The sequence below is a fragment of the Janthinobacterium paucivorans genome, assembly GCF_051380805.1.
Lineage (GTDB): Bacteria > Pseudomonadota > Gammaproteobacteria > Burkholderiales > Burkholderiaceae_D > Janthinobacterium > Janthinobacterium lividum_D.
The window spans coordinates 162,023-184,709 of the sequence record NZ_JBNYXR010000006.1; the positions used below are offsets into that span (position 1 = coordinate 162,023).

The window sequence follows — 22,687 nt, forward strand, 5'->3', positions numbered from 1 at the left end:
CACTGAAGGAATCGCCATGCACCGTCGTGATCTGTTGAAAGCCCTGGCTGCCGCACCCCTGTTGTCGCATGCAGGCAGCTTGCTGGCCGCGCCCGCCACGCATGCCAGACTGTTGTTGGTCTTTTTGCGCGGCGGCTATGACGCCAACAACCTGCTGGTGCCGCTCGGCAGCGATTTTTACTATGCATCACGACCCAATATCGCCATTGCGAAACCCGGTGCGGACAACGGCGCTCTGGCATTGAATGCTGACTGGGCGCTGCATCCGGCCTTGCGCGAGACGATCTACCCGATGTTCAACGCCGGCGAGGCGGCTTTCATTGCGTTTGCCGGCACGACGGATTTGACGCGCAGCCATTTCGAGACGCAGGACAGCATCGAACTGGGGCAGGAGATCGGCGCACGCCGCGATGTGCGCTCGGGCTTTTTGAACCGGCTGGCGCAAAGCCTCAACAGCGATCAGGGCCATCACGCGTTTTCCTTCACCGAGCAACTGCCGCTGATCTTCGAGGGCCGCGCGCAAGTGCCGAACATGGGGTTGCGTTCGGTGGGCAAGTCGGGCATTGATGCGCGTCAAAGCGAGCTGATCGCCGCCATGTACAAGGGTATGCCCTTGCAGCAAGCGGTCAGCGCGGGCTTTGCCGTGCGCGACGATGTGAGGAAGGAATTGACGGGAGAAATGCAGGCGGCCAACCGCAACGCCATCAGTACCGGCGGCTTTGCACTGGAGGCGCAGCGCATCGCCCGCTTGATGAAGGACAAATACAATATCGGCTTCGTCGACGTGGGCGGCTGGGATACGCATGTGGGGCAGGGCGGGGCCAACGGTTACCTGGCGGGGCGCTTCGATGAACTGGGACGTGGCCTGGCCGCGTTTTCGCAGGAAATGGGCAGCGAGTGGCGCAATACCGTGGTGGTGGTACTGAGTGAATTTGGCCGCACCTTGCGCGAAAACGGCAACCGCGGCACGGACCATGGTCATGGCAGCGTGTTTTGGGTGCTGGGCGGCGCGGTCAAGGGCAAGCAGGTGGCAGGCGAGCAAGTGGCGATTTCGCAGGCGACGCTGTTCCAGAACCGCGACATGCCGGTGCTCAATGAATACCGCGCCGTGCTGGGTGGCTTGCTGCGCCGCACGTTCGGCTTGACGCCGGCGCAACTCGATTACGTGTTTGCCGGCGTGAAACCGCTGGAACTGGGGCTGCTATAAGTTGGGAGGTGGGAGGTGGGAGGTGGGTTTGGTATGAGGCAAATATTTTTTATGCTGCAACACCTGCCAGCCCGGCCGCACCGGAACGCACACAGTAATGAGGGGGCGGCCAGCGTTGCCGCTGGCCGCTACTGGCGCGCTTCCGGCATGGCCGGGCCAGGCTTTCAAGCAAGGTCGTCGAAAGCCCGGGAATACGCCGAGAAAAATCGTGGCGAGCGGCAGCGAGTCGTGCTCAAGAAGCGTAGTTGTACTGAAGTACAGCGAGCATCGCAGGCCGCAAATCGCGCCGCGCAGCAGATTTTTACGGCGTATTTAATGCGCCTTGGATAAGATAAGCAACCAACGGCGCATCAGCAGCACTTCAACATAGCCCGGCTCGATGCCCGTACCGCACTCGATCAAGGGATTGACGGTGTAGTAGCGCTTGCGGAAGTCGCGGCAGACGAGGATTTCGCGTTTGCCCATGCGGACGAGGAAAGAGCTTGGGGCGTATTCCAGGCCGAAGCGTGAGCCAAAACCGCTATTCAATGTTGCCATGACAATTCCTTTGAGGGAGATGTGTTGAACGAGTCATCAGAATAGCATAACTACTGTATAAAAACACAGTTACTGTATGAATAAACAGTATTTTTTTGCCGGTGTGGTTTTTTTGACCAGCACCATCAACAGGAAAGGGAGAGCAGTTTGCAAGAGAAGAATGATATGCCCATGAGCGCGGGCTGGAGCACGAAACTGCGCCGCTTTGTCGAAGCGCGCCTATCGCCCGAGGGTGAACTGGGCCTGCACATGACGGTGGGCGTGGCCTTGATGCTGGTGGCCATCGTGGTCTTCCACGAGATCGCCGAAGCCGTCATGGGGATGGCCCAGATCACGGTGATCGACTTGCAGGTGGCGCAGTGGTTCAACCAGCATGCCGTGCCGTGGGTCACCCGTTGCCTGCTGCTCATTACGCACATGCATGGCGTGATCGGCGCCATCACCCTGGCCACCTTGCTGGGCTGGTATCTGCACCGCAAGGGCGCCACCTACTGGTTGTTTACTCTGCTCATCACCATGCCGGGCGTCATGTTTTTGAACGTGCTGCTAAAGTATATTTTTGTCCGCGCGCGGCCCAGTTTTGACGAGCCCATCTTGCAGACGGCCTTGAGCACCTACAGCTTCCCCAGTGGTCATACGGCTACCTCGACGGCCCTGTACGGCTTGCTGGCCGCCTACCTGATTTGCCAGACGGCGCCAGGCGCCTGGGGCAAGCGCATCGCCATCGCGCTGGGCGCCTTCCTGATGGCGGCGCTCGTGGGTTTCAGCCGCATCTACCTGGGCGCGCATTACTTGAGCGACGTGCTGGCGGCCATGGCGGAAAGTTATGGCTGGCTGGCCATCTGTATTGCCGGTGTGTCGACCCTGCGCCGCCGCCGACATATCCGTCTATCCAAATAAGGGGAATGATCCTGAGTAAAATTGTCGTCATTATCAACGGCGCCGCCGGCTGCGGCTATGCGCCCGACTGGGCGCAGCAGCTCGAAGCACAGTTCCAGGCCGTCGGCCTCGACGCCGCCATCACCCTGGCGCAAAGCGGGTCCGAGATGATCGCCACGGCCGAGCAGGCCCTGCGCGATGGCGCGCCCATCGTCGTCGCCGGTGGCGGCGACGGCACCATCAATGCCGTCGCCTCTGTCGTCGTGGGCAGCGGCACGCCGTTTGGCGTCTTGCCCTTGGGTACCTTGAACCATTTTGCCAAGGATTTGAACATTCCCTTGGCGCTAGACGCGGCCATCGCCAATGTGGCGCAGGGCGTGCTGCAGCAAGTCGACGTGGGCGAAGTGAATGGCCGCATTTTCCTGAACAACTCCAGCCTGGGCCTGTATCCCGATATCGTGCGCGACCGTGAAAAGCAGCAGCGTCGGCTGGGCCGGGGCAAGTGGCTGGCCTTCAGCTGGGCCCTGGTCGCTGCGCTGCGCCGCTATCCTTTCCTCAGCGTGCAATTGAAACTCAAGGACGCCGTGCATGCCCGGCGCACGCCGTTTGTGTTCATTGGCAATAATGAATACCTGATGCAAGGCTTGAATATCGGCGAGCGCGAGCGGCTCGATGGCGGTCAACTGAGCCTGTACGTGGCGCAGCGACCAGGCCGCCTGGGCTTGCTGAAGCTGGCCTTGCACGCGCTGTTCGGCAAATTGTCGCAAGCCAAGGATTTCGATATGCTGACGGTCAATGACCTGGAAATTGCCACGCGACACCGGCGCCTGCGCGTAGCCACCGATGGCGAAGTGAGCATCATGAATACGCCGCTGTATTATCGTATCCGTCCGGCTGCGCTGGCCGTGCTGGTGCCTGCCGCGTCACTGGCGTCGGATTAAGACCATGCGCACACTCGTGCATTTATCCGATTTGCATTTTGGCAGGGTCGATGCGGCCTTGCTGGCGCCGCTGCGCGCCTTAGTCGAGCGCCTGGAGCCCGATGTGGTGGTGGTCTCGGGTGACCTCACGCAGCGCGCCCGCAGCGTCCAGTTCCAGCAGGCGCGCGCCTTTCTCGATAGCTTGCCGGGGCCGCAGATCGTGGTGCCGGGTAACCATGACGTACCCCTGTATAACGTATTTTCGCGCTTTTTGACGCCGCTGGTGCAATACCGGCGCCATGTGACGCCCGATTTGTCGCCCGAATACGTGGATGCGGAAATTGCCGTGCTGGGCATCAACACGGCCCGTTCCCTGACCTTCAAGGATGGGCGCATCAGCCACCAGCAGATCGATGTCCTGCGCCAACGCCTGGGGCGTTTGCCGCCCGGCTTGACGCGCATCATCGTCACGCATCATCCATTCGACTTGCCCGAGCATTTTGACAAGGAAAAGCTGGTGGACCGCGCGCCGCTGGCGCTGCAAATGTTTTCCGAATGTGGCGTGGATTTATTGCTAGCTGGCCATTTGCACGCCAGCCATGCGGGCGACACGTCGGCGCGCTACAAGATCGATGGCTACGCTGCCCTGATGGTGCAGGCCGGTACGGCCACGTCCACGCGGGGCAGGGGCGAGTCGAACTCGTTCAATGTCATTCGTATCGAAGACAGCTGTATCCGCGTCGAGCGCTACAGTTGGAGTGAAGACAGTAGCGATTTTGAAAAGGTCAGCACGGAAGCGTTCGAACGCGCCGACGGCGTGTGGGCCAGCTTGCGCCCGCTGTAGGTCGGATTAGCGGGGCGAAGCGGCGCGTAATCCGACGCTATTGTTGGCGGTGGCGGTGGTGGTGGTTTTGGTGATGGTGTCGGCTTACGCTGCGCTAAGCCGACCTACGCCGACCTGCGCCGACCTGCCGGGGCACACTTCTGTGCCTTATAGCCAGTAGTTCATGAAACGCGCCGCCCATTCCTTGATGCGGTCCGAGACGGGCCGCGTATCCCATTTCGCCTTGGTCATCTCTTCCGAGTCGCGCAAGTCTTCCTGGAAGGCGTTTTCCATTTCACGGCCGAAGCTGTCGCCCAGCACGATCAGGTTCAGTTCACTGTTATGCAGAAAGCTGCGCATGTCGATATTGGTCGAGCCCACGGTCGACCAGGCGCCATCGATGACGGCCGTCTTGGCGTGCAGCACGGCGAGTTTCAAATGAAAAATGCGGATGCCGCCGGCCAGCAGTTGGTCGTACAGCGCGTGTCCTGCATGAAACACCAGGCCGCTGTCGGACACGCCAGGAAGTACCACGGTGACATCGACGCCGCGTTTGGCCGCTGCCACCAGGGCATCGACTGTCTGCTGGTCGGGCACGAAATAGGCAGAGGTGATGTGAATAGACTTTTTTGCTACCTGGATGGCTAAAATATAGGCTTTGTAGATTTCAAAGCCGCCATCGGGCTCGCTGGCCACCACGCGCACCAACTTGTCGCCCACTTCCGCCAGGATCGGGAAATAATCGGCGTGCGGCAAATCGGACTGGTCTTGCTGGGCCCAGGTGCGGATGAACAGCCATTGAAAGGCGGCCACGGCCGGGCCTTCCACCTTGACATGCGTATCGCGCCAGCCTACGTCCTTCTTGTCTGTGGGTTTCGATGTCGAGCGGAACAGCGAGCTCTTGGCATAGGTATCGCTGATATTGATGCCGCCCGTAAACGCCGTCTTGCCGTCGACGATCAGCACCTTGCGGTGGTCGCGGTTGTTGATCTTCCATTCGTCGCCCTTGAGCTTGGCCGGATTGACGGGGTTGAATGCCACCAGGTGCACGCCGGCCGCGCGCATGCGCTCGAAGAAAGCTTGCGGCACACCCAGCGTGCCCACGCTGTCGTAGATGACGTTGACCGTTACGCCCGCCTGCTGTTTTTCGATGAGCATGTCGGCAAATTTCAGGCCCAGCGGGTCCTGGTCGAAAATGTACGTTTCCAGGTTGATGCTGTTTTTCGCGCCGCTGATGGCCTGGAACATGGCGGCCATGGTTTGCGGGCCATCAAATAGCAGGGTCACCTTGTTGCCCTTGATTAAAGGCACGCCCGTGGCCGCCTCTTCCAGTGCGGCCTGGGTCTTCAAGTCCATGCCGGACTTGGCCCAGCGCTTGTTGAGCAGGGCGGCGCGGCTGTTGACATTGAGCACGGCGCCCTTGCCCGTGATCACCTTGGGCCTGGCGACAGGTTCCAGGGTGGTGTTGAGGTTTTTAACATTGGGCAGCGAGGCGCATGCAGCCAGGGTCCAGCACAGCAGTAAGGCGGTGAGGCAGGGTTGCATGCGCCTGGCGATCATTTTTGAGCCTTGGTCGTGGGATGGAGGTTAGCCGAGTCATCGGCCAGTGCCAGTGGCGGCGGATTTTTCGAGCCGAAGAAGAAGACGATGGGCGAGCGCAGGAAGCGCTTGCCCAGAATTTTCAACAATTGCATGCCATGCTTGAAGTGCACCTGGCGCGAACGCAGCGCTACCCACAGCGCCAAACCAAAGCTGACCAGCAGGTTGGCCGTGCCGATGGCGAAGATGCCCGATAGCGACTTGACGGCCAGTTGCCAGCTCATGTTATGGTCCAGTCCCACCAGCGCGGTCGCAAAGTTGGCGGCCGAGAAAGTGATGTGGCGTATATCGATCGGCAAGCCGATCAAAAAGCCCAGCGTGCCGATGGAGCCCAGCAGGATGCCGAAATAGAAATTACCCATCAGGCCGCCCAGGTTGTTTTCCAGGTATAGGCCCAGTCGCTGCAAGCGATGCTGGCCGATCACGCGGCCCAGGCTGCGCAATTGCGCGATGCGCTGCGCCCAGCGCGTGTACAGCGCCTGATTGTCATAGTAGCCCGAAATCAGGCCAGCGACGAACAGGCACACGCCGGCAATCATGGCGTAGAAGATGGCGGGGCTGCCGATGGGGTCGATATCGTGCAGCAGATGCATGGCTTTTTCCGGCGACACCAGGTGGTGGCCCGTGATCGCCTTGTAGCCCAGCGCGATCAACCAGGCTGTAGGAATGGCCGTGGCCAGGTTGCCCAGCACGGCCATGTTTTGTGTGCGGAAGACCTTGTTGATCAGTTCAGCCATGCTGTCGAGGTCGATATTCCTGCCATCCTTGCTGTGCAGGCCGGCGGCGATGCGGGAGGCCGTCATGGCCGGCTGCTTGGTCGCCACCGTGAAGTGCAGCAAGTGGATGAACATGAAGCCGATCGAGTAATTCATGCTGAACATGAACGCTTCCACCAGCGGCGCCGAGCGCAAATACGACATCAGGATCTTGAACAGGGCCATGAAGCCGATGATGATGCCCGCGCCCGCCGAGGACAGGAACATGGCCCCCATCTCGCGCCGGCTTTCCGCGATGTAGTGTTCGCCCGTGCGGCTGGCGTTTTCCGTCACATTGCGCGCCAGCAAGTTGATATTGTCGGAAAACAGATCGCTGACCTTGTACTTGTGGTTGTGCGCGCGTATCAGTTCCAGCGCCAGCGCGACGGCGCCTGCGCGGCGGCGGCTGACGGGCTGCGGATGCAGCAAGTCTTGTGTGGCGTCCACCGTGATGGCGGCGATATCGACGTTGGCCGAGCTGGGCAGCTCGCCACTCGTGTCGACCAGGAACAGCAATTTGCGCAGGCGGTCGATGCTTTGCGCCAGCGCCACCAGTAAATACGTGAGGGCAATGCTGGTACCCTGGTATAGCGCCTTCTTGCGGATCTTGGCGATGACGGCGTCGCACTGGTCCAGCATCACCAGCAGGTGGCGCGCGTCCTCGATGTGCTCGATATTGCCATGCAACAGCTTCGTGTAGGCGTCCAGGTAGGCGTTCACTTCCGTGTTTTGCACCATGAACGGCGACTGGAAGACTTCGATTTCGTTATGAAAACGTGTCAGTTCCGGTTCCAGGCCCATGGCGCAGACGCGGTAGGACAGGGTGCGGATAGCGTCGAGCATGCCCGGCAGCATGATGTTGCCATCGCCGACGGCCAGTTCGATAGTGTCGGCGGTGAGCACGTCGAACAGTTCCAGCCAGTCCGCAGCGGGCACGTTGCTGATCCACACATAATCGGTCTTCAGGTATAGCACCTGGTCGAGCGCGTCGTTCAGGTACTCGTCGCCCAAGGCGGGTGGCAGCATGCGGTAGGCGATGCGGCGTTTCAATTCGGTGAAAAAACCGCTGTTCGACAGCACGCCGATGTCCGAGTACAGGCTGGCGTGGCGGCGTGCAGCCAGTACGCGCAGCACGTATTCATGCAGGGCGCGCGCCTGTGCGGGGTTACCTTTGAGAAGCTGGCGCAGGGTGCGCACATTGGCGATCGCGGTAGCGCTGTCGTGGGGGCGCTTGGGACGCAGTGAGTTGAATAATTCCACCAGCAAGTCGATATTGCTGGAGTTGGGGGCTATGCGTTCGAGGATAGCTAGCATGCAGAAAAAACGGGCGAGCCGCTGTCGGTAAAACCGGTAGTGTACCGCCTGCGTCAAATCATGCAACGTTCGCTACCGAACGTTGCATTAAGGCAGGGCCTACTTTCCACGCCATTTTGCCGCAAATACCGTAATGATGCTCACGCTTGCGTGTTGTCAGTGCACGACGCATTTCTGGACGCTAAGCTGAAGTTTCTGTTGCACAACGCACGGAGGGCTGGACAAAAAGCGAGGATAAGGTAACACTCAGATCAGACATACAGCGCATGTCCTGATCAATACCGGGAATTTTCACCCACGTCACCGAGATATTAATCATGAAAATCTTGTATTTCGCGCTTGCTGTGACAGCGATGGGGGCAGCGGCGGCGCAGGCTGCCGATGGCGCGGGCAGTGCCACATCGAGTAACGTTGTCGTGTACGGCGTGCTCGACGCCGGTATCGTTGCCGAACGCGGCTGTGTTGCCAATTGCGCCGGCACCAAGGTGTCCGGCGGCGTCGCATCGGGCTCGCGCCTGGGGCTGCAGGGAAGAGAAGCCTTGGGAAATGACCTGTCCGCCGTATTTACCGTGGAAGCGGGCGTGCAGAACGACACGGGCCAGTCGGAAGACGGGCGCTTGTTCGGTCGCCAAGCTTATGTGGGCCTCGACAGCCGCCTGGGCGCGCTGACACTGGGCCGTCAATACAACCCGCAATACCTTGCCCTCACCGACGTGGCCGACCCGTTCAAGGGCGGCATGGCCGGCAGCGCAAGCAACCTGGCTGGCTACAGCGTGAAACGCTACGACAATACCGTCAAATACGTGACACCCGCCTTGCGCGGCGTGTCCGCCAGCGCCATCTATAGCTTCGGCGAGTCGCCTTACAGCAGCGCCAACAACCGCGCCTATGGCGCCACGCTAGGCTACTCGGCCGGCGCCGTGAATGTCAGCGTGTCGCACCAGCGCAAAAGCAATTTCATTCTCGCCTCCGGCACCTTGCCCGCCATCGACATGTCGTCGCGCAACACTCTGATCGCGGCCAATATCGACCTGAAAGTGGCCACCGCCTTTGCCGCCGTGGGCGTGAACAAGGGCTATGGCAGTTCGCCTTGGGACCCGAACAACGCCTACAGCTCGCTGGCGTTGTCGATGTCCTCATCGGACAGCCGCGACACCTTGCTGGGCGTGTCCGTGCCCGTGGGCCGCTTCAAGCTACTGGCCTCGTATGTGCGCAAGGATGACCGCGACCTGGCCAACCGCGACGCCAGCCAAGTGGCCGTCGGCCTCACGTACTCTTTGTCAAAACGCAGCGATTTCTACGCGTCTTACGCGAAGATCCACAACAAGAACGGTGCCCGCTACACGGTGGGTAATGCCAGCGACAGCGGACGCGGCGACGCTGCTTTAAATATGGGTTTTCGTCACGGTTTCTGAGCGGCAGCGCTCGATGGCGCAGGACACGTTGCCCCCAGCCATTTGCCCTTACTTGTCACATTCACCTGTTCCGGCGCGCCGCGCGCGCTCGTCGTCACCGCCAGTTGCATGCTGAAAGCCTGGTCGCCAAGGAAGCGCACCTGGCCTTCGCCGCTCGATTTCGGCTTGCTGCAGGAAAATGACACTTGCATGCCATCCGCGATGTCGCTGTTCTTCGACTTGCAATCGCCGGGCTGACCCGTGGGAATCTGCTTGCGCGCCGCCATTTCCGGCGTCACGCAAGCCGTCACGCGCACGGCGCCGTCGGCGCCCACGGTGGGCATGGCCATGCCGCGGCTGGCGGCCATGCTTTCGAGCTGCTTGCGTTGATCGGGAGGAAGGTTGCCCAGTTGCTGTAGCAGCATGGACATGGTGTTGTCGGTGGCGGCGTCCGGCGAGGCCATCTTGCTGTCGACTTGCCACAGGCCCGGCTTGATGGCGGTGGGGGGCGAGGCGGCCTGGGCAGCGGCTTGCGCGCCGATGGCGGCGCAGGCCAGTAAGCTCAGGCGTAGTAGGCAGTGGTTCATGTTGGCGTCTCCAAAAAAGGCAGACCTCAGCATACGGCATGGCAAGCCAGTCACGCTTGCCATTGTGTTACAAACTGTGATCGGGCTCGATGCGGCGCACGTCCACGCAGGCGATGCGGCGTTCGTCGGCTTCGACGATTTCGTAGCGCAAGTCATCGAGCTCCAGCACTTCGCCCACGGCTGGCATGTTTTCAAAATGCGCCAGCAGGAAGCCGGCCAGCGAGTTGTATTCGCCATCTTCGCTGACCAGGGTTTCCTTCTCGAACACTTGCTCCAGGTAATGCAGGTCGGTGGCGCCATCGATGCGCCAGTGGCCGGGGGCCAGCACTTCCACGTCGGGTAGCTCGTCCTCGTCGGGGAATTCGCCGGCGATGGCTTCGAGGATGTCGATGGGCGTCAGCACGCCTTGCACGGTGCCGAACTCGTCGACTACCAGCACCAGCTGCCCGCGCGAGCGCTTCAGGGTTTCCATGGCTTTGAGCACGCCGGCCGCTTCCGGCATGACGATGGCTTCGCGCATGCTGGCCGGGTCGATCTTGGCGCGCGATACCAGATCTTCGATCAGGTCCTTGCTGCGCGCGATGCCGATCACATTATCGAGGTCATCCTTGCAGACAGGAATCATGCTGTGTGGCGTTTCGCGCAGCAGTTGCAGCATCTTCTCGCTGCTATCGTTCAGGTTGACCCACGAAACGTCGCCGCGCGGCGTCATCACCGAGCGGATCGAGCGTTCGGCCAGGGTCAGCACGCCGCTGACCATGTTGCGCTCTTCCACGCCGAAGGCGGAGACGTCGGGCAATTCCTTGACTTCATGCTCTTCAGCGGCTTCGCGGCCCTTGCGTCCACCCAGCAGGCTCAGGACCGCTTGCGCCGTGCGGTCGCGCAGCGGTGCGTTCGACTGCAGCTTGAGGAAGTTGCGGCGCGCCAGCTGATTGAAGAACTCGATGACGATCGAGAAACCGATAGCGGCGTACAAATATCCTTTCGGAATGTGGAAGCCCAGGCCTTCGGCCACCAGCGACAGGCCGATCATCAGCAAGAAGCTCAGGCACAGCACCACGACGGTGGGGTGGGCGTTGACGAAGCGCGTCAGCACTTTTGAAGCGAGCATCATGACGACGATGGAAATGATGACGGCGGCCATCATCACGTACAGATTGTCCACCATGCCGACGGCCGTGATGACGGCGTCGAGTGAAAAGACAGCATCGAGCACGACGATCTGCGCCACTACCAGGCCGAAGCCGGCATAGACTTTCGGCCCCGCCTGGGCATGCGTGACGCCTTCGAGACGCTCGTGCAACTCGGTGGTGGCCTTGAACAGCAGAAATACACCGCCGAAGAGCAAGATCAGGTCGCGTCCCGAAAAGGCGAAGGTCCATAGGGAAAACAATGGCATGGTCAGGGTGACTAGCCAGGAAATCAGGGAAAGCAGGCCCAGGCGCATCACGAGGGCCAGGCTCAGGCCCAGCACGCGCGCCTTGTCGCGCTGGTGCGGCGGCAGTTTCTCGGCCAGGATGGCGATGAAGATCAGGTTGTCGATACCCAGTACGATTTCCAGTACGACCAGCGTCAGCAGGCCGACCCAGATTGTCGGGTCAAATAACCATTCCATGTGTGTAACCTTGTAAAGTCAATTAATATAAAGCGTGCCCGGCGGCCGATGGCCCCGGCTTGAGTGCGATGCGTGCTGCGATGTCAGTGGCGGACGCGTGGCGGCCGGGTGGCCTGCCGCGCGTCCGCTTCGGCAAGTGCGCCCGGTCCCGCTTGCCAAATGATGGCGCAAAACGGCGCGCCTTGGTGCGAGCTCGGGTATAGCGTGATGGGGTCGTTGTCGCATTCTTCGGCCTCGCAGCGCTCGCCGGGCAGGCCCGTGTGGGCGGCGCTCTCAGGGCAATCGGCATTGAGGGCAGGCACGGCAGTAGTGCCTGCCGCGACTGCATGCTGAAATGGGGAAGTGCTGGCGTCAGCCATGCTGGCGAACGCCTGGGGTAGGGCGAGGAAAACAAAAAGGCAGAGCAGGACGAGAGCTCGTCTCATATACAGGCAGTTAGTTCTGGAACTGTGGAGTATAGCATGGGCAAATAACAGCCCGATGACAGCACTTGCATAACTGGTAAGTATGCCGTAAATTGAGATTGCAATGATTTCCCTGGGCGGCGAAGACGCAGCGCGGGCCTGTGGCAATTTTTGCGTTTGTATCGCCTTGCGCTTGCGCATTTTTCGTTTGCGCATCTTTCGCATCTTTCGCATTTTTTATATCGTAGTGTTACTAGGACTCCGACTTGAAACCAATTACCGCCCTCCTGCTTGCCGCCGGCATCGTCTCGCCGTCGTTCATCCTGGCCGCCACCGCGGTGGACGCTGCACCGACCCAGAAAACCGCCAAGGCCGCATCCCAGCGCGCCGCCGTCAAAGTCACTTCTGTCGAAGGCATCACCGAATACCGCTTGGCCAATGGCTTGCGCGTGCTGTTGTTCCCCGACGCCAGCAAGCCGACCCTGACCACCAACATCGTCTACATGGTCGGTTCACGCCATGAAAACTATGGCGAAACGGGCATGGCCCACTTGCTTGAGCATTTGCTGTTCAAGCCCAGCGCCAACTTCGGCGTCAAGAAGGGCACGAAAACCCCCGTCGAGATCCTCAATTCGACGGGCGCGCAGTTCAATGGCACCACCTGGTATGACCGCACCAATTACTACGCCACTTTCCCCGCCAACGACGATAACCTGCGCCAGATGCTGGCCATGGAAGCGGACCGCATGGTCAACGCCGCCATCGACCAGAATGACCTGTGGAATCCGAAGACGCAAAAGGGTGAAATGACGGTCGTGCGCAACGAATTCGAGATGGGCGAGAGCGACCCGATCGGCGTAACCAGTGAACGCATCCAGGCCATCGCCTACGATTGGCACAACTATGGCAAGTCGACCATCGGCGCCCGCTCCGACATCGAGCAGGTGAACATCCCCCGCTTGCGCGCGTTCTATCATAAATATTATCAGCCGGATAATGCCGTGCTGATGGTGGCAGGCCGCTTCGATGAAGCCAAGGTATTGCAGCAGATCAATGAGCTGTTCGGCAAGATCGCCAAACCGACGCGCGTGATCGAGCCGACTTACACGGCCGAACCGGTGCAAGATGGCGAGCGCGCCGTCACGGTGCGCCGCAGCGGTGGTACGCAGTTCGTCGGCGCCGGCTATCACGTGGCGCCGTCCGGCAATCCCGATGCCGTCGCCATCGAGGTGCTCGGTCACGTGCTGACGGACGCCCCGGCCGGCCGCCTGCACAAGGCGCTGGTGGAAACCAAGCTGGCCAGCAAGATCGAATACAACTCCGTGAGCAATCTGGAGCCCGGCTACAACCTGTTCGGCGCACTGGTACCCGTCGATGGCAACCTTGATGCGGCGCAAGCGGCCATGCTGAAAGTGCTGGAAGAGCTGAAATCGCAGCCGATCACGGATGCGGAAGTGGCACGCGTCAAGCAGCAGCTGAACAAGCAGGTCGAACTGATCACCTCGAACACGGCGCGCATGACGATCGCCCTGACGGAGTCCTTGGCGGCCGGCGACTGGCGTTTGTTCTTCCTGCAGCGCGATCAGCTCGACAAATTGACGACGGCGCAGGTGCAGGCGGCAGCCGAGAAATACCTGAAGAGTTCGAACCGCACCCTGGGCCGCTTCATCCCCACCGATGCGCCGGACCGCACCGTCGTGCCGGCCTACGCCGACGTGGCGCCGCAACTGGCCGGCTATACGGGCCGTGCCGTGGTGGCGCAGGGTGAGGCGTTCGACCCGAGCCCCGACAATATCGAGGCGCGCACGCAGCGCTTCACTTTGCCAAACGGCTTGAAGGGCGCTTTGCTGGCGAAGAAAACCAAGGGCAATACCGTCAGCGTCGTGTTGAAATTGCAGCTCGGTAGTGAAGACAGCTTGCGCGGCAAGGCGCAAGTGGGCAGCTACACGGCCAATCTGTTGTCGCGTGGCACGGATAAACTGTCGCGCCAGGAAGTGAAGGACAAGTTCGACCAGCTGGGCACGCAAGTGGCCATCTCGGGCGGCGCCGAAGGTGTCACCGCCATGTTGATGGGCAAGCGCGAGAACTTGCCGGCCGCCATGGATCTGCTGGCGCAAGTGCTGCAAAAGCCGGCCCTGAGCGAGACGCAGTTCCTGGAATTGCAGCGCGAGCGCGTGGGCCGCGCCGAGCAGGAATTGCCTGAGCCGCAGCCGCAGGCAGTGAACGCTTTTCGCCGCTTGCTCGACGCCACGCCGGAAGGCCATGTGCGCCACGTGGCTACCTTGCCGGTTGAGCTGGCACAGTGGAAAGCCATCAGTGTTGCCGATGTGAAAGCCTTCCATGGCGCCTACTACGGCGCGTCGAACGCCACCTTTGCCGCCGTGGGCGACTTCGACCCGGCCGCGCTGAAGGCGCAAGTGGCCAGCCTGTACGGCAGCTGGAAGGCGCAGCAGCCGTATGTGCGCATTCTTGATGCCGTCAAGCCCGTCAGTGGCGAGAAAGTCACGCTGGAAACGCCGGACAAGGCCAACAGCGTGCTGTTCGCCATTCAGCCGATTGCGCTCAAGGATGATGCAGCGGCCTATCCGGCGCTGGTGATCGCCAATCACATGCTCGGTGGCGGTGCGTTGCGCAGCCGCCTGGCCGACCGCATCCGCCAGAAGGAAGGCCTGTCGTACGGCGTCGGTTCGCAAGTGACCGTGCCATCGCGCGAGCCGGCCGGTTTCTGGATGGCGTATGCCATCAGCGCGCCGCAAAACACGGCCAAGGTGGAAGCTGCCCTGCGCGAGGAAATCGCCAAGGTGCTGGCCGACGGGTTCTCGGAAGCGGAACTGGTCGAAGCGAAAAAGGGCTGGTTGCAATCGGAAGAAGTGGGCCGTACGCAAGACAGCGGCCTGGCGCGCGGCCTGGCCGATTACCTGGCGCAAGGCCGGACCATGGCGTACGACAAGGACCTGGAAGCGAAGGTGGCAGCATTGACCTTGGCACAAGTCAATCAGGTCTTGCGCGATTACCTGAAGCCGGCGGCCATTTCGATCGTCACGGCGGGCGATTTCGCCAAGCTGGCGAAAGAGGGCGCAAGCGGCGCCAAGGCAACGACGTCGAAATAAGCTGTTTCAGCTGCAAAAAACCCCGCTGGCAAAGACCTTGCCAGCGGGTTTTTTTATAGATGCATGTCCACTTAGCGTGGCGCTAACTCTGCAACGTAGATTTCCACGCGGCGATTGCGCGCGCGTCCCGAGGCATCCGCATTCGAGGCGATCGGCTCGCGGGCGCCGCGGCCTTCCGTGACGATGCGCGTTGGCGACACGCCGCGCATGGACAGGTAGTCGCGCGTGTGGGCCGCGCGTTCCACCGACAGCGGTTCGTTGATGGAAGCGCTGCCGGTGCTGTCCGTGTGGCCGACGATGCTGACCGTGGTGTTGCGGTTTTCATTCAGGGTGGCGGCAAAGCGGTCGAGAATGGGGCGGAAGTTGCCCTTGATGTCGGCGCGGTTGGTGTCGAAGGAAATATCGCTTGGGATTTCCATTTTCAGGCGGTTATCGGCCGTCTGCGTCACTTGTACACCAGTGCCCTGTGTCGCTTGTTCCATCGCGCGCTTCTGGTTTTCCATGCGGTTCGACCAGATATTGCCGACCACGGCGCCCGCTGCAGCACCGAGCAGGGCACCACCGGCCGTGCGGCCGCCGCTGCCACCGCCGGTAGTGCCGCCGATCAAGGCACCCAGACCCGCGCCGATGCCAGCGCCCGTGGCCGTACCACGTTGTGTCGAGGACATGTCCGCGCAGCCCGTGGCGGCCAGCGCGAGGACCAGCATGCCGATCAGAGATTTAGCGCCAGCGCCGTTTTTGTATGTTTTCATGGATTTTTCCTTGTTTTGTGATGGGGACATACCCAGCGATTACCTGCACACGTTACTGCAAAATGCCGCTGCGTGCCAGCGCGCGCACTGTACACAAGAGGCGGCAAAAAGGCGGCGCCCGTTTGCACGTGCGCCGCCCTGTCATCCTGTGCTAACGATCTGGGCTATAAGCCGCGCCCGCTGATCAGGCGCAACAGGACCATGATGACGGCCACCACCAGCAGAATGTGGATGAAGCCGCCAATGGTATAGGAAGTTACCAGGCCCAGCAGCCAAAGAATAATGAGTACGACGGCGATTGTATACAGCATGATATGTCCTCCGAGAGTAATGTGTGGATGACGGCGACTGCCTTGGCCTTGGTCTTGTGCGGCGCTGGCATCTGGCGCTGTCATCGGTTTTTGTCATTGCGCGGCGACTGTGTCGCTGAACGCCGATGCCATGACTGAGTGTCTACTTTGTTTCCCTAGCCTTCTGTACGCTGTCGTACACAAGGATCAACTATCGGGGCCGGTCGGCGTGTTCATCGGCCATGCCCGGTATCCAGGTCAGCATGCCGGCCATGCCGACGGCGCCCGCCAGGCAACTGAGCATGCCGCCTGTCAGCAGCAGCATGACGCCGAACACGGACGAGCTCGCTTGCAATGGCGCCAGGTCCAGCGCGCAGAAGCCCAGCGCGGTAGCGAGGATGCCGGCGCCGATAAAGCCGAGCCAGATTGTGTTGCTTGTGTTGCCGCTAGCCGTCTGGTTTTCCATTGCATCTCCTTCAAGACATTGATTGAGCTTTCCTGGGTGCATCATCCAGCACGGTGGCAAGCTCATCTGTGTGTCAACGAACATTGCTAAAAAGAAAACGCCAGAACAGGCCGGGCGGGGGGCGATGTGCCTCGCCTTGCCTCGCCGCGCCTAGCCCATGGCGCGCAAGCCGCCGTTGACGACACGCACGCGGTCGCCCTGGCGCCAATTCGGCGCGGCGCTCTGATGCACGGTGCGCGTCTTGCCGTTATCGAGACGTACGACGATGTTGTAGCTGCGCGTGGCGCGCACGCTGCCTTCGATCTGGTTGCCGGCTACGGCACCGCCAACGGCGCCCAGCACGGTGGCCAGCTGTTTGCCGTGGCCGCCGCCTACCTGGTTGCCCAGCAAGCCGCCCACGACGGCGCCGCCCGCGGCGCCTACGCCGCTGCCTTCGGCGCGCGTATTGACTTCGTGGATAGCTTCGATCACGCCGCAATTGCTACACACCTGCGGCGCCGGGGCTGTCGCATATTGCTGCTGAGGTTGCTGAGGTTGCTGAGCTTGCTGTGCTGGCTGCTGCGCTTGTTGTTGCGGCTGTGGCTCGGGTACGGACTGTGGCGGCCGGTTCTCTTGCAAGCTTGCCAGTTGTTCGGCCGAGGTGCTGGCCGCCAGTGTCTGGGCACCGCCCTGGGACGAGGGCAGCCAGCCCATCAGGGCCGCCGTGCCCACGCCGCAAAACAGCAGGACGGCGACGGCGGCGGCAAGCACCAAAGGGTGGAGCGATTTGGTAGTGGACATGGAGATTTCCTTGGTTTGTTTGAATAACGGAATGGGTAGTGCGTGTTGTGCTCGCATGCTGCCAGTGTGCTGTGCCGCGTGCCGCGCTTCCGTGCGTCACCGTACATACAGGGACGGTACCGCACCGTAGGCTAAGTAAACATCATGTCGAGTTGTAACGACACCAAGGAAAAGCAATGCCACCAACGAACGCCAGCATGATCCTGTCCCGCGACGCAGGCCGACCCGGCCCGGGTACGCTTGCCGGCAAGCCTGACGCTGGCAACCGCTTGCTCGCTAGCCTGCCCGAGCCTGACTTGCGGCACCTGACGGCGCTGTTCGATACCGTCACGGTCGAGGTGGGCGAGGTGCTGTACGAACCGGGCCAGCCTATCGGCCATATCTATTTCCCCAGCGACTGCCTGATCTCGCTGCTGGCCGTGGCGGAAGGGCGAATGACCCTGGAAGTGGGCTCCGTCGGCCGAGAAGGCGTGCTGGGAGCTGCCGTTGCGTTGGGACATGACTTGGCGCAAGTGCGTGCCGTGGTGCAACGGTCCGGCACGGCCAGCTGCATCGGGCGGGCCGAGTTCTGCGCCGAGTTTGCACAGCTCGATTCGCTGCAGCGCCTGCTGTACCGCTACACGGACACCCTGTTGGCACAAGCTATCCAGATTGCCGTGTGCAGCCGCTTTCACGTGCTTGAGGCGCGACTGGCACGTTCGCTGCTAATTACGCGCGATCGCCTGCAGTCGGAAAAATTTCACCTGACGCATGAATTTCTTGCCCATACTCTGGGCGTGCGGCGGGTCGGCGTGACCAAGGCAGCGAGCGCCCTGCAACAGCAAAAACTGATCACCTACAGCCGCGGCAATATCGAAATCCTCGATTCCGCAGGCCTGGAAGCGGTCTCCTGCCGCTGCTACGCGCTGGTCAAGGATAGCGGCGCCATCGGCATGGCGAATGTCTTCGTCTGATTTTCCTCATGATAACTTTTTAATGTCGTCAATGGACTCCGGACAACGGACAAGGGACGCAAGAGGGCGGGGCGGACACCTGGGTGCCTACCTCGCTTTCTTGTGCAACGTCATGCGACGTTATGCGATGTTATGCAGCGCTTACTTCGGCTTGACCTGATTGCCGATGACGCCGCCGACGGCGGCGCCGCCAACGGCGCCGACGGCGCTGCCGCCCGTCAGCACGGAGCCGGCGACAGCGCCGATACCAGCGCCGATGGCCGTGTTTTTATCCTGGCCGGACATGTTGGCGCAAGCAGTCAAGCTCAGCAGCAGAGCGGCAACGGATGTGGTGGCGGCGATTTTTTTAATGATTTGCATGATAGTTCTCCTATGAATTCGGACCTCGTGACGCCGGCTTGGTAGGGGTCGGTGGTATTTCGTCTCGCCACGTGTTGCAGGCATGGTCACAGAATAGGATCCTGACTAGGCAGGGTCTGTTCGATAACGCACATAGGGGTGTAACAATTGTAATCGCCGCCGGTTGCCGTACTCATCAGCGGCTCTTGCGCCCAGTCTTGTCCGCTTTCGGCGCCGCCGGCTTGACGCGTGCCTGCGCCAGCAGGGCGGCGCATTCGTTGTCTTCTGCAGGGCCGGTCGCGGGGCCGGTGTTGACCAGCGGCAGCAGGGCAGCCACGGGCGCTACCACGGCCAGCGCCAGGGCGCCGCCGGCGCGCAGGGCTAGCACGCCCTTGTCGACGCTCACCTCGGGCTTGCTGAATGTGCCTTGCACATACAGGGGCGAGCGCAGCGAAAAGATGCGCAAGCCCTTGCTGTCCGGCCGCAGGGTCAGATCGAGCCGCTCATTGGCCAGGCTCACCGTGCCGTCGACATGCAACACGGCATCGTCCGTGTCGACCAGAAATTGGCGCGTGCGCATCAATCCCTTGTCGACGGCGAAATCGGCGACCATGCAGTTCAGCTTGACTTGCTTATCGCCGACCAGCTTGGTGAGCACGATACTGCCGATATTCAAGCCCATTTCTTCCAGCAGCAGCTTGCTGATGCTGCCCCGGTTGATCAGCGCGCGTACTTCGCCGTTCGAATTGCCTAGCAGGCTGGCGACGGAATTGCCCGTGGCCGACAGCGACACGTCGCCATTGATTTCGCCCACGCTCGCCTGCAGGGCCTGCAGGCGGGGAAACAGTTGCTCGATGTGCAGATGGCGGGCGCTGGCCTTGAGTTCGGCCACGATGCCGTCGGTGAGGGCCTTGCCGCTGCCGTCGAGCTTGATCTGCGCGCTCAGAGTGCCGCCCGCCAGATTGAAATTGAGCGGCGTCAAAGACAGCACGCCATTGCTCAGCACCACATGCGTGTCGAGCTTGCTGATTGGTAACTCTGCGTCGCGCGTGATTTTATCGGCCGTGTAGCGCACATCGGCGTCCAGGCTGCTCCAGCGCTCGCTCTTGAACGTTTCCACCGGCAGCACGCGCCCTGCCGGCTGCGTCGACGGCACGCCCCGTTCTTTCTTGCTGGCGCTGGAGTCGGCGCCCACCAGCGGGCCCAGGTCGGAAAATTGCAGCAGGCGCGAGTGCACTTCGCCCGTCAGGCGCTTGCGCGGCGTACTGGCTGAAAAGCGCAGTTTGCCTTCGACATCGCTGGAACCGACTTTGCCGCGGAACTGCTCGTACACCCATTCGCCGCCGTTGGGCGCCAGGGTGCCTGTCAAATGGCCTTCTGTGCTGAAGTGCGGCGTTTCCGGCAGCAGCAGGCCCGTCAGCGGATACAGGCGCGCCATGCTGGGTCCAGCGATTTTCAGGCGCACGTCGAGCGCGGCCAAGTCGGCCGGGCGCGTCAGGGTGCCTTCGATAGCCACGCTGCTGGCGCCGACGCGTATGTCGGCCTCGATGGGGAAGGGCGTGCCTTGCTGCTGCAGCGACAGCACGCCGCCCGCCTTGCCGCCGCCCTCGATGCTTGCCCCGCCGTAGTTGCCCGACAGCGTCCAGGCGATGCCGTAGCGCTTGTCGTGCGCGATGGTGTCGACGTCGGCGCGCATCGCCGTGTGCGTGACATCATCGTCGAGTAATACCGTGCCCTTGCTGAAGACCACGCTTTGCAATTCCAGCTGCCACGGCGATGGCCGTTCCTGCTGGTCGAAAGTCCAGTTGTTCTGGCCATGCTTGTTGCGCAGCAAATGCACCCGCGGCGTGTCCAAGCGCAATTGCTGGATATGGATTTTTTTGTCCAGCAAGGCCAGGGGATTGAGGGAAAATGTTATCTGGCGCACGCTGGCCAGCTGCGCCTGCTCATCCGTTCCTGTCATGCCGCGCGGGTTGCCCAGGCGCACGTCCTTTGCTTGCAAATGCGGCCATGGCAGGTAGGTTCGCCAGCTTTGTTGCCCCGCAGTCGGTGCTTGCTGCCACGTTAGCGACAAGTCGCCCACAATGGCAAACGGCCGGCCCAGCGCTTCGCTGGCGCGCGCATCAAGCCAGGGCTTGGCGCGATTCCAGTCCATATTGAGCATGACGACGATGGCCGTGACGCTCAGGGTGACGAGTACGGCGGCGCTGGCAACGGTGATTTTCTGACGGCGCGAGAGAGTAGTAAAACGTGGCATAGGGGTGCAGGCGATTCTTTCTGGACTGGAGCACGATGCTACAGGAATCGCTACCAAGCGGCGTGCGTTTCAGGTTTTTTTGGCCTGCACGTGCGCTGGCGCACGTTGTCCACGCAAGTATTGTCGATTTCTTACTCTATGTGCGGCACCGAACGGATCTGCGGGGAGTCTGAGCCTATAACGTCATACATCCAACGCCGTTGCTGATGTCAGAGGTATCGGCGTATGTAAGCTGCCAATAAGCTGCCAATAAGCTATCAACAAGCTATCGATCAACATTGTCCAGGAGAAAAAAATGACAAATCAAAATTTCAAGATGTTCCCACTGACCGCCTTGGCTGCTTGCGCCACCGCCGTGGTCCTGATGACGGGCTGCTCGAGCTTGAAAACGCCTGCCACGGCCGATGTCGCCGTATCGCGTGCCGCCGTCGATAACGCCGCCAGCGCCGGTGCCGCCGACCTGGCGCCCGATGAAATGCGATCTGCCCGCGAAAAAATGCGCATGGCCAACCAAGCCTTGAAAGACCGCGACTACAAGATGGCGCGCGACCTGGCCGACCAGGCGCAAGCCGATGCCAAGCTGGCGCAAAGCAAGGCCAACTCCGCCAAGGCCAGCAGCGCCGCCGATGAAATCAACGAGAACATCCGCGTCATGCGCGAAGAGCTTGAGCGTGCCAACGAGCAAGCTCCAAAACAATAACTAACAACAATAACTAGGACCCCATCATGAAAAAAGCTACGTACACCACGATTCCCGGCCTGCTGGCCATGGCCGCTTTTGTTGCCGCCTGCAGCTCCGCACCAACCGCCACCAGCCTGCTTGACCAGACGCGCGGCGACTACATGGCGGCGCAATCGAACCCGATGGTGTCGACCTACGCGCCACGCGAAATGCGCGAAGCGAGCGCTGCGCTGGAAGCGGCGAATGCCGCCGCCACGCGCCAGGACGACAGCGAAAAAGTCGACAAGCTGGCTTACCTGGCCAAGCAAAAAATTGCAACAGCGCAAGAGGTAGCCAAGCAGAAAGCGGCTGAAGCCGATATCGCCAACGCCGGCAAGCAGCGCGACCAGTTACGCCTCGATGCGCGCACGCAGCAGGCCGACCAGGCCACGGCGCGCGCGCAGGCGGCACAGGCCGATGCGCAGGTGGCCAAGGCCCAGGCACAATCGGCTGAAGCATCGGCCCGTGATGCTACCGCCCGCGCTGCCGCGCTGGAGGTGCAGCTGGCCGACCTGGCCGCCAAGAAAACCGAACGCGGCATGGTCATTACCCTGGGCGACGTGCTGTTTGGCACCGACAAGGCGAACTTGACGGACAATGGCGCGACGACGGCGCGCAAGCTGGCCGACGTGCTGAAAAACAACCCGCAGCGCACGGTGCTGATCGAAGGCTTTACGGATAGCACTGGCGGCTCCGCGCACAATCTGGACTTGTCGCAGCGTCGCGCCGAATCGGTGCGCAATGCGCTGCTGGAACAAGGCATCAGCCGTGACCGCATCGCCACGAAAGGCTATGGCGCTGCCTATCCGGCCGCTGGCAACGACAGCGCGGCGAACCGCCAGCTGAATCGCCGGGTGGAAATCGTCTTGTCGGAAGATAACACGGCCATTCCCGCGCGCCGCTAAAACACCACACCAAACCTGCTGCGCGTCGCCACTTGCGGCCTCCGACGCTCACTGTGCGATAGCACAGCTCTGTTTCTCGG

21 protein-coding genes are annotated in these 22,687 nt (G+C 61.4%); 9 read left to right on the forward strand and 12 right to left on the reverse strand.

Going from position 1 to position 22,687, the window contains the following annotated elements; all coding sequences use genetic code 11:
- Positions 1–16 precede the first annotated feature (16 nt).
- Complete coding sequence (locus ACQ4V8_RS09810; protein ID WP_010396346.1) at positions 17–1,207, forward strand: DUF1501 domain-containing protein; 1,191 nt, start codon at positions 17–19, stop codon at positions 1,205–1,207.
- Positions 1,208–1,519: 312 nt separating this feature from the next.
- Here ACQ4V8_RS09810 and ACQ4V8_RS09815 read toward each other — a convergent pair whose 3' ends face one another.
- Positions 1,520–1,744, reverse strand: coding sequence for a hypothetical protein (locus ACQ4V8_RS09815; protein WP_010396348.1), 225 nt, complete (start codon positions 1,742–1,744; stop codon positions 1,520–1,522).
- A gap of 165 nt (positions 1,745–1,909) precedes the next feature.
- Here ACQ4V8_RS09815 and ACQ4V8_RS09820 point away from each other — a divergent pair, with 165 nt between their 5' ends.
- The 3 genes from ACQ4V8_RS09820 to ACQ4V8_RS09830 are packed head-to-tail and all read left to right on the forward strand — an operon-like array spanning position 1,910 to position 4,387.
- Positions 1,910–2,644 carry a phosphatase PAP2 family protein gene (locus ACQ4V8_RS09820; RefSeq protein ID WP_010396350.1) on the forward strand — a complete coding sequence of 245 codons (735 nt, stop codon included), beginning with the start codon at positions 1,910–1,912 and terminating at the stop codon, positions 2,642–2,644.
- A gap of 5 nt (positions 2,645–2,649) precedes the next feature.
- Positions 2,650–3,564: a diacylglycerol/lipid kinase family protein gene (locus ACQ4V8_RS09825; RefSeq protein ID WP_010396353.1), complete on the forward strand. Its 915-nt coding sequence runs from the start codon at positions 2,650–2,652 to the stop codon at positions 3,562–3,564.
- A gap of 4 nt (positions 3,565–3,568) precedes the next feature.
- Positions 3,569–4,387 (forward strand): metallophosphoesterase family protein, encoded by an 819-nt coding sequence (locus ACQ4V8_RS09830; RefSeq protein WP_070345450.1) that lies wholly within the window; start codon positions 3,569–3,571, stop codon positions 4,385–4,387.
- A gap of 147 nt (positions 4,388–4,534) precedes the next feature.
- On the opposite strand, the gene cls is transcribed toward ACQ4V8_RS09830, so the two are convergent.
- The gene (gene cls, locus ACQ4V8_RS09835) at positions 4,535–5,911 is read right to left on the reverse strand and encodes a cardiolipin synthase (RefSeq protein ID WP_261980696.1); all 1,377 of its coding nucleotides are present in this window, start codon (positions 5,909–5,911) and stop codon (positions 4,535–4,537) included.
- Positions 5,912–5,922: 11 nt separating this feature from the next.
- The gene (locus tag ACQ4V8_RS09840; RefSeq protein ID WP_196856869.1) at positions 5,923–8,034 is read right to left on the reverse strand and encodes a site-specific recombinase; all 2,112 of its coding nucleotides are present in this window, start codon (positions 8,032–8,034) and stop codon (positions 5,923–5,925) included.
- A 317-nt stretch (positions 8,035–8,351) separates the two neighbouring features.
- Between ACQ4V8_RS09840 and ACQ4V8_RS09845 the strand changes: the two genes are divergently transcribed.
- Positions 8,352–9,449, forward strand: coding sequence for a porin (locus tag ACQ4V8_RS09845; protein ID WP_436571374.1), 1,098 nt, complete (start codon positions 8,352–8,354; stop codon positions 9,447–9,449).
- Here the strand turns inward: ACQ4V8_RS09845 and ACQ4V8_RS09850 are convergent.
- From ACQ4V8_RS09850 to ACQ4V8_RS09860, 3 genes are all read right to left on the reverse strand, one after another.
- Complete coding sequence (locus ACQ4V8_RS09850) at positions 9,437–10,015, reverse strand: DUF3617 domain-containing protein (RefSeq protein ID WP_436571375.1); 579 nt, start codon at positions 10,013–10,015, stop codon at positions 9,437–9,439. The genes ACQ4V8_RS09845 and ACQ4V8_RS09850 overlap by 13 nt on opposite strands.
- A gap of 67 nt (positions 10,016–10,082) precedes the next feature.
- On the reverse strand, positions 10,083–11,630 hold the full coding sequence (locus ACQ4V8_RS09855) for a TerC family protein (RefSeq protein ID WP_010396368.1): 1,548 nt from the start codon (positions 11,628–11,630) through the stop codon (positions 10,083–10,085).
- Between the two features lie 83 nt (positions 11,631–11,713).
- Entirely contained in the window at positions 11,714–11,989 is a 276-nt protein-coding gene (locus ACQ4V8_RS09860; RefSeq protein ID WP_157998706.1) for a hypothetical protein, read from the reverse strand.
- 311 nt (positions 11,990–12,300) lie between these two features.
- On the opposite strand from ACQ4V8_RS09860, the gene ACQ4V8_RS09865 reads away from it, so the two are divergent.
- Positions 12,301–15,144: a M16 family metallopeptidase gene (locus tag ACQ4V8_RS09865; RefSeq protein ID WP_436571376.1), complete on the forward strand. Its 2,844-nt coding sequence runs from the start codon at positions 12,301–12,303 to the stop codon at positions 15,142–15,144.
- A 71-nt stretch (positions 15,145–15,215) separates the two neighbouring features.
- On the opposite strand, the gene ACQ4V8_RS09870 is transcribed toward ACQ4V8_RS09865, so the two are convergent.
- The 4 genes from ACQ4V8_RS09870 to ACQ4V8_RS09885 all read right to left on the reverse strand — a co-directional run bounded on the left by ACQ4V8_RS09870 (position 15,216) and on the right by ACQ4V8_RS09885 (position 17,432).
- Entirely contained in the window at positions 15,216–15,896 is a 681-nt protein-coding gene (locus tag ACQ4V8_RS09870; RefSeq protein WP_010396374.1) for a YiaD family glycine zipper/OmpA-like lipoprotein, read from the reverse strand.
- Positions 15,897–16,060: 164 nt separating this feature from the next.
- On the reverse strand, positions 16,061–16,207 hold the full coding sequence (locus tag ACQ4V8_RS09875) for a lmo0937 family membrane protein (RefSeq protein WP_010396376.1): 147 nt from the start codon (positions 16,205–16,207) through the stop codon (positions 16,061–16,063).
- Positions 16,208–16,397: 190 nt separating this feature from the next.
- Complete coding sequence (locus ACQ4V8_RS09880; RefSeq protein WP_010396378.1) at positions 16,398–16,652, reverse strand: hypothetical protein; 255 nt, start codon at positions 16,650–16,652, stop codon at positions 16,398–16,400.
- Between the two features lie 150 nt (positions 16,653–16,802).
- A complete protein-coding gene (locus tag ACQ4V8_RS09885) occupies positions 16,803–17,432 on the reverse strand; it encodes an outer membrane lipoprotein (protein WP_196856875.1) in 630 nt (209 codons plus the stop codon).
- A gap of 176 nt (positions 17,433–17,608) precedes the next feature.
- Between ACQ4V8_RS09885 and ACQ4V8_RS09890 the strand changes: the two genes are divergently transcribed.
- Positions 17,609–18,385: a Crp/Fnr family transcriptional regulator gene (locus ACQ4V8_RS09890; RefSeq protein ID WP_010396382.1), complete on the forward strand. Its 777-nt coding sequence runs from the start codon at positions 17,609–17,611 to the stop codon at positions 18,383–18,385.
- A gap of 141 nt (positions 18,386–18,526) precedes the next feature.
- On the opposite strand, the gene ACQ4V8_RS09895 is transcribed toward ACQ4V8_RS09890, so the two are convergent.
- Positions 18,527–18,745, reverse strand: coding sequence for a YMGG-like glycine zipper-containing protein (locus tag ACQ4V8_RS09895; RefSeq protein ID WP_010396384.1), 219 nt, complete (start codon positions 18,743–18,745; stop codon positions 18,527–18,529).
- Positions 18,746–18,920: 175 nt separating this feature from the next.
- Positions 18,921–20,981 (reverse strand): AsmA family protein, encoded by a 2,061-nt coding sequence (locus ACQ4V8_RS09900; RefSeq protein ID WP_436571377.1) that lies wholly within the window; start codon positions 20,979–20,981, stop codon positions 18,921–18,923.
- A 295-nt stretch (positions 20,982–21,276) separates the two neighbouring features.
- Here ACQ4V8_RS09900 and ACQ4V8_RS09905 point away from each other — a divergent pair, with 295 nt between their 5' ends.
- Positions 21,277–21,681, forward strand: a complete 405-nt coding sequence (locus tag ACQ4V8_RS09905) for a DUF4398 domain-containing protein (RefSeq protein ID WP_010396387.1) — start codon at positions 21,277–21,279, stop codon at positions 21,679–21,681.
- Between the two features lie 26 nt (positions 21,682–21,707).
- Positions 21,708–22,607 carry an OmpA family protein gene (locus ACQ4V8_RS09910; protein WP_010396389.1) on the forward strand — a complete coding sequence of 300 codons (900 nt, stop codon included), beginning with the start codon at positions 21,708–21,710 and terminating at the stop codon, positions 22,605–22,607.
- The last annotated feature ends 80 nt before the right edge of the window (positions 22,608–22,687 follow it).

Coding starts and splice junctions, on each gene's coding strand:
- ACQ4V8_RS09810 (WP_010396346.1), top strand. CDS start 17: ATGCACCGTCGTGATCTGTTGAAAGCCCTGGCTGCCGCACCCCTGTTG.
- ACQ4V8_RS09815 (WP_010396348.1), bottom strand. CDS start 1,744: ATGGCAACATTGAATAGCGGTTTTGGCTCACGCTTCGGCCTGGAATAC.
- ACQ4V8_RS09820 (WP_010396350.1), top strand. CDS start 1,910: ATGCCCATGAGCGCGGGCTGGAGCACGAAACTGCGCCGCTTTGTCGAA.
- ACQ4V8_RS09825 (WP_010396353.1), top strand. CDS start 2,650: ATGATCCTGAGTAAAATTGTCGTCATTATCAACGGCGCCGCCGGCTGC.
- ACQ4V8_RS09830 (WP_070345450.1), top strand. CDS start 3,569: ATGCGCACACTCGTGCATTTATCCGATTTGCATTTTGGCAGGGTCGAT.
- cls (WP_261980696.1), bottom strand. CDS start 5,911: ATGCAACCCTGCCTCACCGCCTTACTGCTGTGCTGGACCCTGGCTGCA.
- ACQ4V8_RS09840 (WP_196856869.1), bottom strand. CDS start 8,034: ATGCTAGCTATCCTCGAACGCATAGCCCCCAACTCCAGCAATATCGAC.
- ACQ4V8_RS09845 (WP_436571374.1), top strand. CDS start 8,352: ATGAAAATCTTGTATTTCGCGCTTGCTGTGACAGCGATGGGGGCAGCG.
- ACQ4V8_RS09850 (WP_436571375.1), bottom strand. CDS start 10,015: ATGAACCACTGCCTACTACGCCTGAGCTTACTGGCCTGCGCCGCCATC.
- ACQ4V8_RS09855 (WP_010396368.1), bottom strand. CDS start 11,630: ATGGAATGGTTATTTGACCCGACAATCTGGGTCGGCCTGCTGACGCTG.
- ACQ4V8_RS09860 (WP_157998706.1), bottom strand. CDS start 11,989: ATGGCTGACGCCAGCACTTCCCCATTTCAGCATGCAGTCGCGGCAGGC.
- ACQ4V8_RS09870 (WP_010396374.1), bottom strand. CDS start 15,896: ATGAAAACATACAAAAACGGCGCTGGCGCTAAATCTCTGATCGGCATG.
- ACQ4V8_RS09875 (WP_010396376.1), bottom strand. CDS start 16,207: ATGCTGTATACAATCGCCGTCGTACTCATTATTCTTTGGCTGCTGGGC.
- ACQ4V8_RS09880 (WP_010396378.1), bottom strand. CDS start 16,652: ATGGAAAACCAGACGGCTAGCGGCAACACAAGCAACACAATCTGGCTC.
- ACQ4V8_RS09885 (WP_196856875.1), bottom strand. CDS start 17,432: ATGTCCACTACCAAATCGCTCCACCCTTTGGTGCTTGCCGCCGCCGTC.
- ACQ4V8_RS09890 (WP_010396382.1), top strand. CDS start 17,609: ATGCCACCAACGAACGCCAGCATGATCCTGTCCCGCGACGCAGGCCGA.
- ACQ4V8_RS09895 (WP_010396384.1), bottom strand. CDS start 18,745: ATGCAAATCATTAAAAAAATCGCCGCCACCACATCCGTTGCCGCTCTG.
- ACQ4V8_RS09900 (WP_436571377.1), bottom strand. CDS start 20,981: ATGCCACGTTTTACTACTCTCTCGCGCCGTCAGAAAATCACCGTTGCC.
- ACQ4V8_RS09905 (WP_010396387.1), top strand. CDS start 21,277: ATGACAAATCAAAATTTCAAGATGTTCCCACTGACCGCCTTGGCTGCT.
- ACQ4V8_RS09910 (WP_010396389.1), top strand. CDS start 21,708: ATGAAAAAAGCTACGTACACCACGATTCCCGGCCTGCTGGCCATGGCC.